The organism is Agromyces sp. NPDC058136 (assembly GCF_042884375.1).
GTDB lineage: Bacteria > Actinomycetota > Actinomycetes > Actinomycetales > Microbacteriaceae > Agromyces.
The window spans coordinates 940,431-956,228 of the sequence record NZ_JBHVUA010000001.1; the positions used below are offsets into that span (position 1 = coordinate 940,431).

At 68.1% G+C, this 15,798-nt stretch carries 22 protein-coding genes; 1 reads left to right on the top strand and 21 read right to left on the bottom strand.

Features of this window, described 5'->3' with window-relative positions:
* Positions 1-2 precede the first annotated feature (2 nt).
* Genes rplN through rpsJ form a run of 12 tightly spaced genes read right to left on the bottom strand, consistent with a single transcriptional unit; the run spans position 3 to position 5,685 of the window.
* A complete protein-coding gene (gene rplN, locus ACFVTX_RS04440) occupies positions 3-371 on the bottom strand; it encodes a 50S ribosomal protein L14 (RefSeq protein WP_386898353.1) in 369 nt (122 codons plus the stop codon).
* 32 nt (positions 372-403) lie between these two features.
* Entirely contained in the window at positions 404-706 is a 303-nt protein-coding gene (rpsQ, locus tag ACFVTX_RS04445; protein WP_204458663.1) for a 30S ribosomal protein S17, read from the bottom strand.
* 2 nt (positions 707-708) lie between these two features.
* Entirely contained in the window at positions 709-1,035 is a 327-nt protein-coding gene (rpmC, locus tag ACFVTX_RS04450) for a 50S ribosomal protein L29 (RefSeq protein ID WP_386898354.1), read from the bottom strand.
* Entirely contained in the window at positions 1,035-1,454 is a 420-nt protein-coding gene (gene rplP, locus ACFVTX_RS04455) for a 50S ribosomal protein L16 (RefSeq protein WP_022889731.1), read from the bottom strand. Before rplP ends, rpmC begins: the two co-directional genes overlap by 1 nt.
* Before the next feature lie 2 nt (positions 1,455-1,456).
* A complete protein-coding gene (gene rpsC / locus ACFVTX_RS04460) occupies positions 1,457-2,209 on the bottom strand; it encodes a 30S ribosomal protein S3 (protein ID WP_157423219.1) in 753 nt (250 codons plus the stop codon).
* Positions 2,209-2,574: a 50S ribosomal protein L22 gene (gene rplV / locus ACFVTX_RS04465; RefSeq protein ID WP_386898355.1), complete on the bottom strand. Its 366-nt coding sequence runs from the start codon at positions 2,572-2,574 to the stop codon at positions 2,209-2,211. The genes rpsC and rplV overlap by 1 nt, the downstream gene beginning before the upstream one ends.
* Before the next feature lie 25 nt (positions 2,575-2,599).
* Positions 2,600-2,881, bottom strand: a complete 282-nt coding sequence (gene rpsS, locus ACFVTX_RS04470; RefSeq protein WP_022889728.1) for a 30S ribosomal protein S19 — start codon at positions 2,879-2,881, stop codon at positions 2,600-2,602.
* A gap of 12 nt (positions 2,882-2,893) precedes the next feature.
* Positions 2,894-3,733, bottom strand: coding sequence for a 50S ribosomal protein L2 (rplB, locus tag ACFVTX_RS04475; protein WP_022889727.1), 840 nt, complete (start codon positions 3,731-3,733; stop codon positions 2,894-2,896).
* A gap of 16 nt (positions 3,734-3,749) precedes the next feature.
* Positions 3,750-4,052 carry a 50S ribosomal protein L23 gene (gene rplW, locus ACFVTX_RS04480; RefSeq protein ID WP_153685731.1) on the bottom strand — a complete coding sequence of 101 codons (303 nt, stop codon included), beginning with the start codon at positions 4,050-4,052 and terminating at the stop codon, positions 3,750-3,752.
* On the bottom strand, positions 4,049-4,708 hold the full coding sequence (rplD, locus tag ACFVTX_RS04485) for a 50S ribosomal protein L4 (protein ID WP_386898356.1): 660 nt from the start codon (positions 4,706-4,708) through the stop codon (positions 4,049-4,051). Before rplD ends, rplW begins: the two co-directional genes overlap by 4 nt.
* A 3-nt stretch (positions 4,709-4,711) precedes the next feature.
* The gene (gene rplC, locus ACFVTX_RS04490; RefSeq protein WP_386898357.1) at positions 4,712-5,368 is read right to left on the bottom strand and encodes a 50S ribosomal protein L3; all 657 of its coding nucleotides are present in this window, start codon (positions 5,366-5,368) and stop codon (positions 4,712-4,714) included.
* 8 nt (positions 5,369-5,376) lie between these two features.
* Complete coding sequence (rpsJ, locus tag ACFVTX_RS04495; RefSeq protein WP_017201594.1) at positions 5,377-5,685, bottom strand: 30S ribosomal protein S10; 309 nt, start codon at positions 5,683-5,685, stop codon at positions 5,377-5,379.
* Between the two features lie 516 nt (positions 5,686-6,201).
* Between rpsJ and ACFVTX_RS04500 the strand changes: the two genes are divergently transcribed.
* Positions 6,202-6,660, top strand: coding sequence for an OsmC family protein (locus ACFVTX_RS04500; protein WP_386898358.1), 459 nt, complete (start codon positions 6,202-6,204; stop codon positions 6,658-6,660).
* A gap of 3 nt (positions 6,661-6,663) precedes the next feature.
* Here the strand turns inward: ACFVTX_RS04500 and ACFVTX_RS04505 are convergent, their stop codons facing one another.
* The 9 genes from ACFVTX_RS04505 to ACFVTX_RS04545 all read right to left on the bottom strand — a co-directional run bounded on the left by ACFVTX_RS04505 (position 6,664) and on the right by ACFVTX_RS04545 (position 15,699).
* Positions 6,664-7,878 carry an acyltransferase family protein gene (locus ACFVTX_RS04505; RefSeq protein ID WP_386898359.1) on the bottom strand — a complete coding sequence of 405 codons (1,215 nt, stop codon included), beginning with the start codon at positions 7,876-7,878 and terminating at the stop codon, positions 6,664-6,666.
* Positions 7,879-8,030: 152 nt separating this feature from the next.
* Positions 8,031-9,224 carry an elongation factor Tu gene (gene tuf, locus ACFVTX_RS04510; RefSeq protein ID WP_386898360.1) on the bottom strand — a complete coding sequence of 398 codons (1,194 nt, stop codon included), beginning with the start codon at positions 9,222-9,224 and terminating at the stop codon, positions 8,031-8,033.
* A gap of 132 nt (positions 9,225-9,356) precedes the next feature.
* Positions 9,357-11,471, bottom strand: a complete 2,115-nt coding sequence (fusA, locus tag ACFVTX_RS04515; protein WP_386898361.1) for an elongation factor G — start codon at positions 11,469-11,471, stop codon at positions 9,357-9,359.
* 84 nt (positions 11,472-11,555) lie between these two features.
* A complete protein-coding gene (gene rpsG / locus ACFVTX_RS04520; protein WP_022889721.1) occupies positions 11,556-12,026 on the bottom strand; it encodes a 30S ribosomal protein S7 in 471 nt (156 codons plus the stop codon).
* Positions 12,026-12,400 (bottom strand): 30S ribosomal protein S12, encoded by a 375-nt coding sequence (gene rpsL / locus ACFVTX_RS04525; protein WP_022889720.1) that lies wholly within the window; start codon positions 12,398-12,400, stop codon positions 12,026-12,028. Before rpsL ends, rpsG begins: the two co-directional genes overlap by 1 nt.
* Positions 12,401-12,674: 274 nt before the next feature.
* The gene (locus tag ACFVTX_RS04530; protein WP_386898362.1) at positions 12,675-13,322 is read right to left on the bottom strand and encodes a spermidine/putrescine ABC transporter substrate-binding protein; all 648 of its coding nucleotides are present in this window, start codon (positions 13,320-13,322) and stop codon (positions 12,675-12,677) included.
* Between the two features lie 103 nt (positions 13,323-13,425).
* A complete protein-coding gene (locus ACFVTX_RS04535; RefSeq protein WP_386898363.1) occupies positions 13,426-13,929 on the bottom strand; it encodes a DUF6121 family protein in 504 nt (167 codons plus the stop codon).
* A 22-nt stretch (positions 13,930-13,951) separates the two neighbouring features.
* The gene (locus ACFVTX_RS04540) at positions 13,952-14,506 is read right to left on the bottom strand and encodes a hypothetical protein (RefSeq protein WP_386898364.1); all 555 of its coding nucleotides are present in this window, start codon (positions 14,504-14,506) and stop codon (positions 13,952-13,954) included.
* 47 nt (positions 14,507-14,553) lie between these two features.
* On the bottom strand, positions 14,554-15,699 hold the full coding sequence (locus tag ACFVTX_RS04545) for a hypothetical protein (RefSeq protein ID WP_386898365.1): 1,146 nt from the start codon (positions 15,697-15,699) through the stop codon (positions 14,554-14,556).
* Between the last annotated feature and the right edge of the window lie 99 nt (positions 15,700-15,798).

Consider the following 15,798-nt stretch of genomic DNA (forward strand, 5'->3'; position numbering starts at 1 on the left):
GTTTACAGCACCTCCGGTGCCAGCGAGATGATCTTCATGAACTTCTTGTCGCGGAGCTCGCGACCGACCGGACCGAAGATACGGGTGCCGCGGGGGTCACCGTCGTTCTTCAGGATGACCGCGGCGTTCTCGTCGAACTTGATGTACGAGCCGTCGGGACGACGGGTCTCCTTGACGGTGCGGACGATGACGGCCTTGACCACATCGCCCTTCTTGACGTTGCCGCCGGGGATCGCGTCCTTGACGGTCGCGACGACGACATCACCGATGCCGGCGTAACGGCGCTTGGACCCGCCGAGAACGCGGATCGTGAGCAGCTCCTTGGCGCCGGTGTTGTCGGCGACCTTGACTCGTGATTCCTGCTGAAGCACTTCGAACTCCTTCTTTCAAGCAAGCCCGAGGCTTACTTGGCCTTCTCGACGATCTCGACGAGACGCCAGCGCTTCGTGGCGGAGAGGGGACGGGTCTCGCTGATCACGACGAGGTCGCCGATGCCGGCGGTGTTCTGCTCGTCGTGCGCCTTGACCTTCGAGGTACGGCGGATGACCTTGCCGTACAGCGGGTGCTTCACGCGGTCCTCGACCTCGACGACGATGGTCTTGTCCATCTTGTCGCTGACGACGTAGCCGCGACGAACCTTGCGGTAGCCGCGGACGAGCTCGGCCGCGGTGTCGACCTCGGCCGAAGCCTTCTTGGTCTCAGCCATGATCAGGCCTCCTTCGTCTCTGCGGCCTCAGCCGGGGCTTCCGCCTCGGCCTTGGCCTTCTTCGTCTTCTTCTCAGCCTTGGCGGGAGCCGCCTCGACCGGCGCGGGCGTGGCACGGATGCCGAGCTCGCGCTCACGGATGACCGTGTAGATGCGGGCGATGTCGCGCTTGACCGCACGGAGGCGGCCGTGGCTCTCGAGCTGGCCGGTGGCCGACTGGAAGCGCAGGTTGAACAGCTCTTCCTTGGCCTTCTTCAGCTCGTCGACGAGTCGCTCGTCTTCAAAGGTGTCGAGCTCTGCGGGGCTGAGCTCCTTGGTGCCGACGGCCATTATGCGTCGCCCTCCTCGCGCTTGATGATGCGTGCCTTGAGGGGCAGCTTGTGGATGGCACGGGTCATGGCTTCGCGGGCGAGCTCTTCAGAGACGCCCGAGACCTCGAAGAGGACGCGACCCGGCTTGACGTTGGCGACCCACCACTCGGGCGAACCCTTACCGGAACCCATTCGGGTTTCGGCCGGCTTCTTCGTGAGCGGACGGTCGGGGTAGATGTTGATCCACACCTTGCCGCCACGCTTGATGTGACGCGTCATGGCGATACGAGCGGACTCGATCTGACGGTTGGTCACGTAAGCGGGCGTGAGCGCCTGGATGCCGTACTCACCGAACGACACCTTGGTGCCACCGGTGGCCTGGCCCGAGCGGCCGGGGTGGTGCTGCTTGCGGTACTTGACTCGACGGGGAATCAACATGGTTATGCCTCAACTCCTGCGGTCGCCGGCTCGGCCTTGGGGGCGCGGTCGCGACGGGGACGGTCGTTGCGGTCGCGGGACGGCTTCTGGGCCGCCTGCTCGCGCGCGAGTTCCTTGTTGGTGATGTCGCCCTTGTAGATCCAGACCTTCACGCCGATGCGGCCGAAGGTGGTCTTGGCCTCGTAGAAGCCGTAGTCGATGTTCGCGCGGAGGGTGTGCAGGGGCACACGGCCTTCGCGGTAGAACTCCGAGCGGCTCATCTCGGCGCCGCCGAGACGGCCCGACACCTGGATGCGGACACCCTTGGCGCCGGCGCGCTGCGCGCCCTGCAGGCCCTTGCGCATCGCGCGGCGGAACGCCACACGAGCCGAGAGCTGCTCGGCGATGCCCTGCGCGACGAGCTGGGCGTCGGCCTCGGGGTTCTTCACCTCGAGGATGTTGAGCTGGATCTGCTTGCCGGTGAGCTTCTCGAGGTCGGCGCGGATGCGCTCGGCCTCGGCGCCGCGGCGACCGATCACGATGCCGGGACGCGCGGTGTGGATGTCCACACGCACGCGGTCACGGGTGCGCTCGATCTCGATGCGCGAGACACCCGCGCGGTCGAGCGAGGTCTGGAGCAGGCGACGGATCTTGACGTCCTCGGCGAGGTAGTCGGCGTAGCGCTGTCCGGGCTTCGTCGAGTCGGAGAACCACCGCGACACGTGGTCGGTGGTGATGCCGAGACGGAAGCCGTACGGGTTGACTTTCTGACCCATTACTTCGTACCCTCCTCGGGCGTGCCGAGCACGACGGTGATGTGGCTCGTGCGCTTGTTGATGCGGAAGGCACGACCCTGCGCGCGCGGCTGGAATCGCTTGAGGGTGGTGCCCTCGTCGACGAATGCCGTCTTCACGTAGAGGTCCTGCTCGTCCAGGTAGGTGTTCGTGGCATCGGCCTTGACGCGAGCGTTCGCGATGGCCGAGGCGACGAGCTTGTACACGGGCTCGCTCGCACCCTGGGGGGCGAACTTCAGGATGGCCAGGGCCTCCTGAGCCTGCTTGCCGCGGATCATGTTGACGACACGACGGGCCTTCATGGGGGTCACGCGGATGTGACGCACGCGTGCGATCGACTCCACCATTTCTTTCCTCCTTCACGCCACCGCTTTAGCGGCGGCGGCCCTTCTTATCGTCCTTCACGTGACCACGGAAGGTGCGGGTGGGGGCGAACTCGCCGAGCTTGTGACCCACCATGGTCTCGGTGACGAACACCGGGATGTGCTTGCGGCCGTCGTGCACGGCGATCGTGTGCCCGAGCATGGCCGGGATGATCATCGAGCGACGCGACCACGTCTTGATGACGTTCTTCGAGCCGGCTTCGTTCTGGACGACGACCTTGCGAAGCAGGTGCTCGTCGACGAAGGGGCCCTTCTTGAGACTGCGAGGCATCTTCTCTTACTCCTACTTGCGCTTCTTGCCGACGGTGCGACGACGGACGATGAGCTTGTCGCTTTCCTTGTTGGGGCGACGAGTACGGCCCTCGGCCTTGCCCCAGGGGCTGACCGGGTGGCGACCACCGGAGGTCTTGCCCTCACCACCACCGTGCGGGTGGTCGATCGGGTTCATCGCGACACCGCGGACGGTCGGGCGGACGCCCTTCCAGCGCTTGCGGCCTGCCTTGCCCCAGTTGATGTTCGACTGCTCGGCGTTGCCGACCTCGCCGACGGTCGCGCGGCAGCGCGCGTCGACGTTGCGGATCTCGCCCGAGGGCAGACGGAGCTGCGCGTAGGGGCCGTCCTTGGCGACGAGACGCACCGAGGCGCCGGCCGAGCGAGCCATCTTGGCACCGCCACCGGGGCGCAGCTCGATGGCGTGCACGACGGTACCGGTGGGGATGTTCTTCAGCGGCAGGTTGTTGCCCGGCTTGATGTCGGCACCGGGGCCCGACTCGACGATGTCGCCCTGCGAGAGCTTGTTCGGAGCCAGGATGTAGCGCTTGGTGCCGTCCACGAAGTGGAGCAGCGCGATGCGCGCGGTGCGGTTGGGGTCGTACTCGATGTGCGCGACCTTGGCGTTGACGCCGTCCTTGTCGTTGCGACGGAAGTCGATCACGCGGTACTGGCGCTTGTGGCCACCACCGATGTGACGGGTCGTGATGCGACCCTGGTTGTTGCGACCACCGGTCTTCGACAGCGGGCGGAGCAGCGACTTCTCGGGAGTCGAACGCGTGATCTCCGCGAAGTCGGCGACCGACGAACCGCGACGACCCGGGGTCGTGGGCTTGTACTTACGAATAGCCATTTTCTACCTCTGCTCCTTAGCCGACAGCCGTGAAGATGTCGATCGAGCCGGACTTGAGGGTGACGATCGCGCGCTTGGTGTCCTTGCGCTTGCCCATGCCGAACCGGGTGCGGCGGGTCTTGCCCTGACGGTTCAGGGTGTTGATCGACGCCACCTGGACGTTGAAGATCTTCTCGATGGCGAGCTTGATCTCGGTCTTGTTCGAGCGGGGGTCCACGATGAACGTGTACTTGCCCTCGTCGATCAGGCCGTAGCTCTTCTCCGAGACGACCGGCGCGATGATGATGTCGCGCGGGTCCTTGTTGTGAGCGGCGCTCATGCGGAGACCTCTTCCTTCTTCGCCGACTTCGCGGCCACGAAGGCCTCGAGCGCGGCGGCGCTGAAGACGATGTCGTCGGCGACGAGCACGTCGTAGGCGTTGAGCTGGTCGACCGGCAGCGCGTGCACGGTCGGGATGTTGCGGACGGCGCGCTCTGCGAGCTCTTCGCCGCGCGTGAGCACGACGAGGAAGTGCTTGGCCGGGGCGATGCCGCCGAGGAGCGCGATGGCGTCCTTCGTGCGGGGGGTCTCGCCGGCGAAGAACCCGTCGACCGCGTGGATGCGGCCACCGCGAGCGCGGTCGGAGAGGGCGCCGAGCAGGGCAGCGGCGATCATCTTCTTGGGGGTCCGCTGCGAGTAGTCGCGCGGCTGCGGGCCGTGCACGACGCCACCGCCGGTCATGTGCGGAGCGCGGATCGAGCCCTGACGAGCGCGGCCGGTGCCCTTCTGCTTGAACGGCTTGCGACCAGCGCCCGAGACTTCACCGCGGGTCTTGGTCTTGTGGGTGCCCTGACGCGCAGCGGCGAGCTGGGCGACGACGACCTGGTGGATGAGCGGGACGTTGGTCTGCACGTCGAAGAGTTCGGCGGGCAGCTCGAACGAGCCGGACTTCTTGCCGGTCGCGTCGAGCACGTCGATGGTGTTGGCGGTAGCCATGGACTACGCCCCCTTCACTGCGTTGCGGACGAAAACGAGACGGCCGCGAGCACCGGGAACCGCGCCCTTGACGAGCATGAGGCCCTTCTCGGCGTCGACGGCGTGCACGCGGAGGTTCAGCACGGTCACGCGCTCGCCACCCATGCGACCGGCCATGCGCATGCCCTTGAAGACACGGCTGGGGGTCGACGAAGCACCGATCGAGCCGGGCTTGCGGTGGTTGCGGTGCGAACCGTGCGAAGCGGAGACGCCCTTGAAGTTGTGGCGCTTCATGACACCGGCGAAGCCCTTGCCCTTGCTCGTGCCGACGACGTCGACGAGCTGGCCGGCCTCGAAGGCGCCTTCGATGGTGAGCTCCTGGCCGAGCGAGTACGACGCGGCGTCAGCCGTGCGGACCTCGGTCACGTGGCGGCGGGGGGTCACGCCTGCGGCGCCGAAGTGGCCGGCGGCGGGCTGGTTGACCTTGCGCGGGTCGATGGCGCCAGCGGCGATCTGGACAGCCTCGTAGCCGTCCTTCTCGACGGTGCGGAGCTGCGTGACCACGTTCGGGGCGATCTCGATGACGGTGACCGGAACGAGCTTGTTGTTCTCATCCCAGACCTGGGTCATGCCGAGCTTGGTGCCGAGCAGACCCTTCACGTTCTTGGTAGCGGAAGACATCTGTTACCTCAGAGCTTGATCTCGATGTTGACGTCGGCCGGGAGGTCGAGACGCATGAGCGAGTCGACGGCCTTGGGCGTCGGGTCCACGATGTCGATGAGACGCTTGTGGGTGCGCATCTCGAAGTGCTCGCGGCTGTCCTTGTACTTGTGGGGCGAGCGGATGACGCACACCACGTTCTTCTCCGTCGGAAGCGGCACGGGGCCGACGACCGTGGCGCCCGCGCGGGTCACCGTGTCGACGATCTTGCGCGCCGAGGTGTCGATGACCTCGTGGTCATACGACTTCAGTCGAATGCGGATCTTCTGTCCCGCCATTGCTGACTCTCTCTCTGTCAAGGCGTCTTACCCCTTCCGAGGGCATCGGACGCCGCGTAGCTACTCCGTGTGAAGCACCACTGTTCTTCTGTCAAAGGCCGGTGATCGAGCCTGTCGAAGCCACCCTCCCGGGTGACCCGGGGCGGTGCCCTCGACACGCTCGACCTTCGAGCCCCAACCGGCGCGCACGCAGCAGGAGAAGGCCCCTGCCCTGTGGTTGTCGGTTGTGTGTTCTGCTGCCTGCCGCCTAACCTGACCTCGGAGCTGCGCTTCGAGTGGTTATGCACTGCCTGACAGTGATTCGAACGCGCGCACGAGGGCACGCGTTCGAAATGTTGAACTCAACGAGTTTGCCACAGTCCCGACTTCCGTGCAACCCGGGCGTGTCGCGCCCGGCTCTCCTCACAGGGAGGTCGCAGTTTCGCGGCCTCCACCAACGAGAATCGCGCGCTCGGATGCCTCGCGCCGACGTTCGGCATGATGGAATCAGGACCGCGCCGATCGAGGAGGAACGCCATGACCGAACCCACCCCCCAGCCGAGCACGAACGAGGGCCCCGGAAGCGTCTCGGCGACGCGGATCGGCACCCGTCGCTACGTCGGCCGCAACGCACGCGGCGCGACCGTCGCCATCGGCGGGCTCGATGTGGAGGGCGAGCACTTCTCCCCCGGTGAGCTGCTGAAGCTCGCCCTCGCGGGGTGCGTCGGGCTCTCCGTCGATCGGCCGATGACGAGGCGCCTCGGCGACGACGCCGAACTCACGGTGTGGGCGCACGGGCAGTCCGAAGAGGCATCCAACCGCTACGAGCGCATCCAGGAGGAACTCGTGCTCGATCTCTCGGGCCTCGACCCCGCCGAGCGCGAGAAGCTCCTCGACATCATGGTCCGCTCCATCGAGCGCGCGTGCACGGTCGGCCGAAGCGTCGAGGGGTCTATCGACGTCAGCACCGTCATCGACGGCGTCGAGATGGGCTGAGCCCTACTCGTCGCTGCGACGCTCGCAGGCGACCTGACGTTCGGCCGCGACCGTCGGTGCGACGACCCCGGCGCCGACGATCAGCGCGATCACCCCGGCCATCCCGCTGAGGAGGAACACCGGGCGGAGCCGCATCCCCCGCCGGCCGTGCCGGAACGGGTCCTCGATCCACCGCTTCGAGAGCCCGGCGACGAGGAACGACAGGGCGACGAGCACCGCCATCAGCCACGGCGGGCTCGGGACCCCCGTCAGGTAGGGGGTGAACATGAAGATCGGCCAGTGCCAGAGGTACAGCGAGTACGAGACGTCGCCGGTCCACTGCACGGGCCGGAGCGCCGCGAGGCGAGCGGGCGACCACACCGCCACGGGCATCCCCGCCCAGATCACGGCGAGCGTGCCGAGCACCGGCACCAGCACCACGAACCCGGGGAACACCTCGGGCGAGCGGAACGCGACGATGGGCACGGCGATGAGCAGGAGCCCGGCCCACGAGACCGCCGAGCGGACGCCCGCCCGATCGGTGCGCGGCGAGCGGCTGACGATCGCGAGGATGCCGCCGACGCCGAACTCCCAGGTGCGGGCGAAGGTCGAGAAGTAGGCGAGGTTCGCGTCCTGCGCGGTGAGGAGCACCGAGTGGATGAAGGACGCGACGGTCACCACCGAGAGCGTCACGAGCACGACGGTGACGGATGCCGCGGCGCGGCGCGCCGCGATCCAGAGCGCGGCGATGATGAGGATCGGCCAGAACAGGTAGAACTGCTCCTCGACCGAGAGCGACCAGAAGTGCTGGACGGGCGTCGATTCGAGGTCGGCCCGCCGCGGGATCTGGGAGTCGACCGCGAGCTGCCAGTTCTCGTAGTACAGCGTCGACGCGATGATCTCGCGGAACCACGAGCGCCACTCGCGCTGCGGGACGACCAGGAGCGTCAGCGCGGAGACGACGGCGAGCGTCGCCATCGCCGCGGGCAGGATGCGGCGGGCTCGGCGGAGGTAGAAGTCGCGGAGCGAGAGCCGGCCGCGCTGTTCGATCTCGCGCATGAGCAGGCCCGTGATGAGGAACCCCGAGACGACGAAGAAGACGTCGACCCCCATGTAGCCCGCCGGCGCGACGGCCGGCCAGCCGTGATGGAGCACGACCGCCCCCACGGCGACCGCCCGGAGGGCCTGGATCTCGGGACGTACCGTTGAGCGAGCGAATGGCGAGGGGGAACCGACCATCGGTTCCACCCTATGTGCGGCGTCGGCTCACGCATAGGGGTTTCGGCGCACTCCGTACGGCGCACGGCGAATGCGTGCCGGGCCCTGTACGACGAAGGGGGCCGGGCCTCCAGTGGAAGCCCGACCCCCTCACAGGTCGCGTATCGCGAAGATTACTTGATGATCTTCGTGACGGTACCGGCGCCGACGGTGCGGCCACCCTCGCGGATGGCGAAGCCGAGGCCCTCCTCCATGGCGATCGGCTGGATGAGCTCGACCGTCATGTCGGTGGTGTCGCCGGGCATGACCATCTCGGTGCCCTCGGGCAGCGTGATGACGCCGGTGACGTCGGTGGTGCGGAAGTAGAACTGCGGACGGTAGTTCGCGTAGAACGGGTTGTGACGGCCGCCCTCGTCCTTCGAGAGGATGTAGGCAGTGCCCTCGAAGTTGGTGTGGGGGGTGACCGAACCCGGCGCCACGACGACCTGGCCGCGCTCGACGTCCTCGCGCTTGGTGCCACGGAGCAGGAGACCGCAGTTCTCGCCGGCCCATGCCTCGTCGAGCTGCTTGTGGAACATCTCGATACCGGTGACGGTGGTCTTCTGCGTCGGGCGGATGCCGACGATCTCGACCTCGGAGTTGATCTTCAGCGTGCCACGCTCGGCGCGGCCCGTGACGACCGTGCCACGGCCGGTGATGGTGAAGACGTCCTCGACGGGCATGAGGAACGGCTTGTCACGGTCGCGCACCGGGTCCGGAACGGACTCGTCGACAGCGGCCATGAGCTCGAGCACCGACTCGACCCACTTCTCGTCGCCCTCGAGAGCCTTGAGGCCCGAGACGCGAACGACGGGAGCGTCGTCGCCGGGGAAGCCCTGCGACGAGAGCAGCTCGCGAACCTCGAGCTCGACGAGCTCCAGGATCTCCTCGTCGTCGACCATGTCGCTCTTGTTGAGGGCGACGAGCAGGTACGGCACGCCGACCTGCTTGGCGAGCAGCACGTGCTCACGCGTCTGAGCCATCGGGCCGTCGGTGGCGGCGACCACGAGGATCGCGCCGTCCATCTGAGCCGCACCGGTGATCATGTTCTTGATGTAGTCGGCGTGACCAGGAGCGTCGACGTGCGCGTAGTGGCGCTTCGGCGTCTCGTACTCGACGTGCGAGATGTTGATCGTGATGCCGCGCTGACGCTCTTCGGGAGCCGAGTCGATCGACGCGAAGTCGCGCTGAACGTTGGTCGCCGAGGGGTACTTGTCGGCAAGCACCTTCGAGATCGCAGCGGTGAGCGTGGTCTTGCCGTGGTCGACGTGACCGATCGTTCCGATGTTGACGTGCGGCTTGGTCCGCTCGAACTTGGCCTTAGCCACTGTGGGTCCTCCTCAGGACTCGTGTAGAGCCGCCGGGCGCTGGATTGCGACCGGAGGCCTACGGGGGTTGTGTTGATATGTTACGCGAACCGGAAGGTTCGTGCGGGCAGGGCCCGAACTCCTCGGAAGGAGCTACTCGCCCTTGTTCTTCTGGACGATCTCGTCGGCGACAGCCTTCGGGACCTCCGCGTAGCTCTCGAACTCCATCGAGTACACCGCGCGGCCCGAGGTCTTCGACCGCAGGTCACCGATGTAACCGAACATCTCCGAGAGCGGGACGTGCGCACGCACGACCTTCACACCGGCGGCGTCCTCCATGGACTGGATCTGGCCGCGGCGCGAGTTCAGGTCGCCGATGACGTCGCCCATGTACTCCTCGGGAGTACGGACTTCGACGCTCATCAGCGGCTCGAGCAGAACGGGGTTCGCCTTCTTCGCGGCTTCCTTGAAGCCCATCGAACCGGCGATCTTGAACGCCATCTCCGAGGAGTCGACGTCGTGGGCGGCACCGTCGAGGAGACGTGCCTTGACACCGACCATCGGGAAGCCCGCGAGGATGCCGTACTGCATGGCGTCCTGGAAGCCGGCGTCGACCGAGGGGATGTACTCGCGGGGGATGCGACCACCCGTGACCTCGTTCGAGAACTCGTAGGTCTTGTCACCCTCGACCTCGAGCGGCTCCAGCGCGAACTGGATCTTCGCGAACTGGCCCGAACCACCCGTCTGCTTCTTGTGGGTGTAGTCGTGCTTCTCGACCGAACGACGGATCGTCTCGCGGTAGGCCACCTGCGGCTTGCCGACGTTCGCCTCGACCTTGAACTCCCGCTTCATGCGGTCGACGAGGATGTCGAGGTGGAGCTCGCCCATGCCCTTGATGACGGTCTGGCCGGTCTCCTGGTTGAGCTCGGTGCGGAACGTCGGGTCTTCTTCGGCGAGCTTCTGGATCGCGGTGCCGAGCTTCTCCTGGTCGGCCTTGGTCTTCGGCTCGATGGCGACCTCGATCACGGGGTCGGGGAAGGTCATCGACTCGAGCACGACCTGCTTGTCGGGGTCGGAGAGGGTGTCACCGGTGGTGGTGTCCTTCAGGCCGATGACCGCGTAGATGTTGCCCGCGGTGACCGAGTCGACCGGGTTCTCCTTGTTGGCGTGCATCTGGAAGATCTTGCCGATGCGCTCCTTCTTGCCCTTGGTCGAGTTGACGACCTGGGCACCCGAGTCGAGCTGACCCGAGTAGACGCGCACGTAGGTGAGGCGACCGAAGAAGGGGTGGACGGCGACCTTGAACGCGAGTGCTGCGAAGGGGTCGGTGGCGTCGGGGTGACGCTCGATGATCTCTTCCTCGTTGCGCGGGTTGCGGCCCTGGATGGCGGGCACGTCGAGCGGCGAGGGGAGGTAGTCGACGACCGCGTCGAGCATGGGCTGCACGCCGCGGTTCTTGAAGGCCGAGCCGCAGAGCACGGGGTAGATCTCGGAGTTGACGACCATCTTGCGGATGGCGCCCTTGATCTCCGCGACCGTGAGGTCTTCGCCGCCGAAGAACTTCTCGAGGAGCGCGTCGTCGGTCTCGGCGACGGTCTCGAGGAGCTGCTGACGGTAGTCGGCGGCCTTCTCCTTGAGGTCCTCGGGGATCTCCTGGACCTCGTACTTGGCGCCCATGGTCACGTCGCCCTTGGCGTCGCCGGGCCACACGAGGGCGCGCATCTCGACGAGGTCGATGACGCCGATGAAGTCGTTCTCGGCACCGATCGGGAGCTGCAGCACGAGCGGCTTCGCGCCGAGGCGCGAGATGATCGTGTCGACCGTGAAGTAGAAGTCGGCGCCGAGCTTGTCCATCTTGTTGACGAAGCAGATGCGCGGGACGTTGTACTTGTCGGCCTGACGCCAGACGGTCTCGGACTGGGGCTCGACGCCCTCCTTGCCGTCGAAGACGGCGACCGCGCCGTCGAGCACGCGGAGCGAGCGCTCGACCTCGACCGTGAAGTCGACGTGGCCGGGGGTGTCGATGATGTTGATCTGGTTCTTGTTCCAGAAGCAGGTCACGGCGGCAGACGTGATCGTGATGCCGCGCTCCTTCTCCTGCTCCATCCAGTCGGTCGTCGAGGCGCCGTCGTGCGTCTCGCCGAGCTTGTGGTTCACGCCCGTGTAGAACAGGATGCGCTCGGTGGTGGTGGTCTTGCCGGCATCGATGTGCGCCATGATGCCGATGTTGCGGACCTTGCTCAGGTCGGTGAGCACGTCTTGTGCCACGGGGGTTCCTCCGGAGGATTCAGGAAGGGACGGTGGGGGGCGGGTGGATGCCGCGGCGCGGGGCCGTGGCATCCACCCGGCCTACTACCAGCGGTAGTGGGCGAATGCGCGGTTCGACTCGGCCATCTTGTGCGTGTCTTCACGACGCTTGACGGCTGCACCGAGGCTGTTCGACGCGTCGAGGATCTCGTTGGTGAGACGCTCGGTCATCGTCTTCTCGCGACGGGCCTTCGCGTAGCTCGTGAGCCAGCGGAGGGCGAGGGTGTTCGCGCGGTGCGGCTTGACCTCGACGGGGACCTGGTAGGTCGAACCGCCGACGCGGCGCGAGCGCACCTCGAGGGTGGGGCGCACGTTGTCGAGCGCCTTCTTGAGGGTGGCGACCGCGTCCTGGCCGGACTTGGCGGCGACGTTCTCGAGCGCTTCGTAGACGATGCGCTGCGCGAGGTCCTTCTTGCCGTCGACGAGGATCTTGTTGACGAGCTGGCTGACGACCGGCGAGCCGTAGACGGGGTCTGCGACGACGGGGCGCTTCGGAGCGGGTCCCTTGCGAGGCATTACTTCTTCTCCATCTTCGCGCCGTAGCGGCTGCGAGCCTGCTTGCGGTTCTTCACGGCCTGCGTGTCGAGGGCGCCGCGGATGATCTTGTAACGGACACCCGGGAGGTCCTTCACACGGCCGCCGCGAACGAGCACCATCGAGTGCTCCTGCAGGTTGTGGCCCTCACCGGGGATGTAGGCGGTGACCTCGGTGCCGTTCGAGAGCTTCACACGGGCGACCTTGCGGAGCGCGGAGTTCGGCTTCTTCGGGGTGGTGGTGTACACACGCGTGCACACGCCGCGCTGCTGGGGGTTGGCCTTCAGGGCGGGAGCCTTGGTCTTGGTGACCTTCGGCGAGCGACCCTTGCGGACCAACTGCTGAATGGTTGGCACTGCTTCTCCTTGTTGATGCTGCACGGTGACAGCGGGTGATGGATTTCACATCAGACCCACCGGCACCGCAGAACTGCGGTGCCTTCAAGTGGTGGGTATGCCGTGGGGGTGACCTGCTGACCGACGGAGCCGGAACAGCGCAAAGCACCCTGAGCGTGCGCGCCGAAACGCACACACCCGATCTATGGTAATGCCACGTAACCTGACGGTCAAATGAGGGCGGATGCCACGGGCCGTCGTTCTCCGAGGGCGGAACGCCGCCCGGGCACCGTGGTCAGCCGGCCCACCCCGGGGCATCCAGCTCGCGATCGAGGTCGGCGAGCATCTCGGCGACCTGCGGCTCGACGAGCCGTTCGACCGCGTTGCCGATGCGGTACCGGTGCTGCGCGAGCTCGATGCAGATGCGGCGGCCGAGCTGCTTGGCGAACTCGTCGGCGAGCCGGACCTCCTCGCGGAGCGCCTCCTTCTCCTCGGGGGTGAAGGGGCGCGGCGCGGGCTCGTTCGCCTCGGCGGCGACATCGGCCTCGAGGCCACCGAGCGTGAAGAGGAACGGCTGGTCGGGCACCGGTTCTGGATCGACCTCGAGGCCGAGGTACTCGGGGTCGAGCCCCTCCCCTGCGCGGTACGGGCGACGGGCCTTGCGCTCCTCCGCGAGCCGGATCTCACGGTGCAGCATCGGCAGGTTGCGGGCCGTGTAGTCGTCGACGGAGACGTCGATCACGCCCTTCATGCGCATCGAGAAGGCGTGCTGCACCGGGTGCGGGATGTCGACGTCGAGCCCCGCGGCTGCGAGGATCGGCGAACCGAAGCAACGCTGGCAGAGCCGCACGCGGGCGCGGTGCGTGCCCGGTCGCCACCGCGGCAGCCACTGCAGCCAGCGGTCGACCTCGTGGCTCACGCGCGCCTCGACCGAACCCTCCATCGGGTTCACGATACTGCGCCGGGTGCGGCACTGCGTCCACCGGCGAACGACTGGCGCGCCGCGACGGCGTGCGGGCGGGTGCGCGGAGCGCGTGGCATCCGCCCTATTCTTCGTCGTCGCGCTCCCACGGCCAGCGGGGGCGCTCCATGCCGCCCTGCCTGCCGCGCGCGACGAGCACCGCGAGCGAGGCCGTGAGCGCCGCGCACGCGGGGATCAGCAGGCCGAACCATCCGACGCCGAAGACGAGCGCGAAGCGCAGGCTCGCGAGCACCGCCGTCGAGGAGCCGAGCAGGTGGCCGATCGCCGCGACCGCGACGAACGCGAGCCACGCGAGGGCCGCGACGACGAGCACCGTCGACGCCATCCGCTCGGGGCGGCGCAGCAGCAGGCCGAGCGCGACGAACACCGTCGCCACCGAGGCCCCGACCGCCGCCGGCGCGACGAACAGCCCGACCGACGGATCGCCCACGACCTCGAGATCGAGCAGCAGGCTCACGAACCCGAAGCCGCACACCACGAGCGCGAGATCGAGCGCCGTCGCGAAGCTCGCGACGACCCACGCGTCGCGCGCGGGATGCGACTCGCCCGCCGATCGATCGATGCTCACCCTCCGAGGCTACGCGCCTTCGTCAGTCGACGAGCCGGAGGGAGGCGACGATCTTCGCGAGCGAGGGCGCGGCGTGCGCGACGAGTTCCTGCGGGGCGGGGCTCGCCATCACCCGCACGGTCGCCCGCTCCCCCTGCAGCAGGTAGGCGAGGCCGGCGGCCGGCTTCCGGTCGGCGGCGGCGGGGGCGAAGAGGCAGCGCACCGAGATGCCGGCGCCGACGCCCGGCACCTCGACCGGGTCGACGATCGGTCGGCCGACGAGCTCGGCCTCGCCGAGCAACGCACGGACGAGCGAGCCCTCGATCGCCTGGGGCTCGGAGATGCCGATGCTCACGAGGAGGCCGAACGGATTCGGCTCGGGCAGGTAGAGGAGCCCGACGGCAGCACCCGGCAGAACGCCGTCGCGGGCGCGCAGCACGGCCTGGCGCACGGCGTCGAGCTGCTCCGCCGACGCACCCGGGTGGCGTCGACGCACGCCAGCGAGGGCCTCGTCGACCCACCCCTCGTCGCTCGCGCTCGAAGGGTCGGTGGGCACGCGCACCCATGCGCTGCTCGGGGCGTCGAGTTCGAGTCTCATCAGAACAGCATCGCACGCCGCCGGACCGCCGGCCTGCATGGGCCCGATCAGCGCTGCAGCTGCGGCCCCGCCGCGAGCTCGCGGTCGTACTCCTCGACGGCCAGGCGGTTGCGCTCCGTCACCGTGCGCCCGCGCGCGGCGATCCAGCCGCCGAGCCAGATCGGGATCTCGCGCGCGATCAGCGCCGCGACGATCGCGAACGGGTCGAGCCAACGGTCGGCGATGAACGACTGCGCCTGCGGGAACGTGAGCGTCCACGCCTCGACCGTGAGCAGCGCCCCGCCGAGGTACGAGAAGTAGACGAGCACGCCGACGAGCAGGCCGAACACGACGTAGGCCCACCACCGGCCGCGGTTGACGATGGCGGCGAGCAGCGTGAAGCCGACGAAGAAGGCGACGATCGGCACCCAGTACACGGGCTTCGCGAGGAACCGCTCGACGAACACGGTGTTCACCGCCGCCGGGTCGCCCTGGCTCAGCAGCAGGAGGTACGCCACTCCCGCGTACAGCGCCGCGAACAGGGCGGCGCCGATGAGCGCGACGAGCGTGCCGAACGCGCGATTCCCCTTCGCGCGCGGCGGCTCGGGCGCCTGCACGTAGACGGTCTGCGGGCCACCGGGGAACACGGGCTCGCTCGGCGGCTCGGGGGCGAGGGTCGCGGCGCCCGTCGCCGCAGCGACGGCCGCGGTGGACGCCGGCACGTAGGTCTCGCGGCGCACCGATCCCGCGGCGACCGGCTGCGGTGCGGTCTCGGCATCGTCGATGCCGTCGCCGGGCTCGGATGCCTCGGCGCCCGCGTTCGCCCGGAGCACCGCCGCATCGAGCGCGCTCGTCTCCGATGCGCCGCCCGGCTCCGGTTCGTCGAGCGGAGCCGGCTCCGTGGCATCCGCATCGACCGGGTGGTCGTCGGGGCCGGCCGCGACCGCCGCATCGTCGGCGGCGGACGAGACGGTGTCGGGCTCGTCGGGCTGGTCGTACGCGGGCTCGGGCGCGGGCGCGGGCTCGTGCGCGGACTCGGGCGCGGGCTCGGGCGCGGGCTCGGGCGCGTCGACCGCGGCGGGCTCGTCGGCCACGCCGTCGGCCTGCGCCCCGTCGGTGTCGGCCGCCTCGGGGATCGCGTCGGATTCAGGCTCGTTCGCGTCGTCCCGACCGGCCTCGTCGGCCGGCTCGGATCCTGGAGTCGTGCTGCTCATGATCGCGCTCCTTTCGGGCGCCCTCGCACCCGCGGTGCGGCAACTGTAACGCCGCCCGCGCGGATTCGACGCCTCGGCGCGCGGTGAGCGCATGCACCG

Bases quoted from the DNA above. Each gene is read 5' to 3' on its own strand.
- rplV (WP_386898355.1), bottom strand. From the start codon at position 2,574: ATGGTGGAGTCGATCGCACGCGTGCGTCACATCCGCGTGACCCCCATG.
- rplB (WP_022889727.1), bottom strand. From the start codon at position 3,733: ATGGCTATTCGTAAGTACAAGCCCACGACCCCGGGTCGTCGCGGTTCG.
- ACFVTX_RS04545 (WP_386898365.1), bottom strand. From the start codon at position 15,699: ATGAGCAGCACGACTCCAGGATCCGAGCCGGCCGACGAGGCCGGTCGG.
- ACFVTX_RS04500 (WP_386898358.1), top strand. From the start codon at position 6,202: ATGACCGAACCCACCCCCCAGCCGAGCACGAACGAGGGCCCCGGAAGC.
- rpmC (WP_386898354.1), bottom strand. From the start codon at position 1,035: ATGGCCGTCGGCACCAAGGAGCTCAGCCCCGCAGAGCTCGACACCTTT.
- rpsJ (WP_017201594.1), bottom strand. From the start codon at position 5,685: ATGGCGGGACAGAAGATCCGCATTCGACTGAAGTCGTATGACCACGAG.
- rplD (WP_386898356.1), bottom strand. From the start codon at position 4,708: ATGGCTACCGCCAACACCATCGACGTGCTCGACGCGACCGGCAAGAAG.
- rpsS (WP_022889728.1), bottom strand. From the start codon at position 2,881: ATGCCTCGCAGTCTCAAGAAGGGCCCCTTCGTCGACGAGCACCTGCTT.
- ACFVTX_RS04540 (WP_386898364.1), bottom strand. From the start codon at position 14,506: ATGAGACTCGAACTCGACGCCCCGAGCAGCGCATGGGTGCGCGTGCCC.
- rpsQ (WP_204458663.1), bottom strand. From the start codon at position 706: ATGGCTGAGACCAAGAAGGCTTCGGCCGAGGTCGACACCGCGGCCGAG.
- ACFVTX_RS04530 (WP_386898362.1), bottom strand. From the start codon at position 13,322: ATGGAGGGTTCGGTCGAGGCGCGCGTGAGCCACGAGGTCGACCGCTGG.
- ACFVTX_RS04505 (WP_386898359.1), bottom strand. From the start codon at position 7,878: ATGGTCGGTTCCCCCTCGCCATTCGCTCGCTCAACGGTACGTCCCGAG.
- rplP (WP_022889731.1), bottom strand. From the start codon at position 1,454: ATGTTGATTCCCCGTCGAGTCAAGTACCGCAAGCAGCACCACCCCGGC.
- rplW (WP_153685731.1), bottom strand. From the start codon at position 4,052: ATGAGCGCCGCTCACAACAAGGACCCGCGCGACATCATCATCGCGCCG.
- rpsC (WP_157423219.1), bottom strand. From the start codon at position 2,209: ATGGGTCAGAAAGTCAACCCGTACGGCTTCCGTCTCGGCATCACCACC.
- rplC (WP_386898357.1), bottom strand. From the start codon at position 5,368: ATGTCTTCCGCTACCAAGAACGTGAAGGGTCTGCTCGGCACCAAGCTC.
- rpsG (WP_022889721.1), bottom strand. From the start codon at position 12,026: ATGCCTCGCAAGGGACCCGCTCCGAAGCGCCCCGTCGTCGCAGACCCC.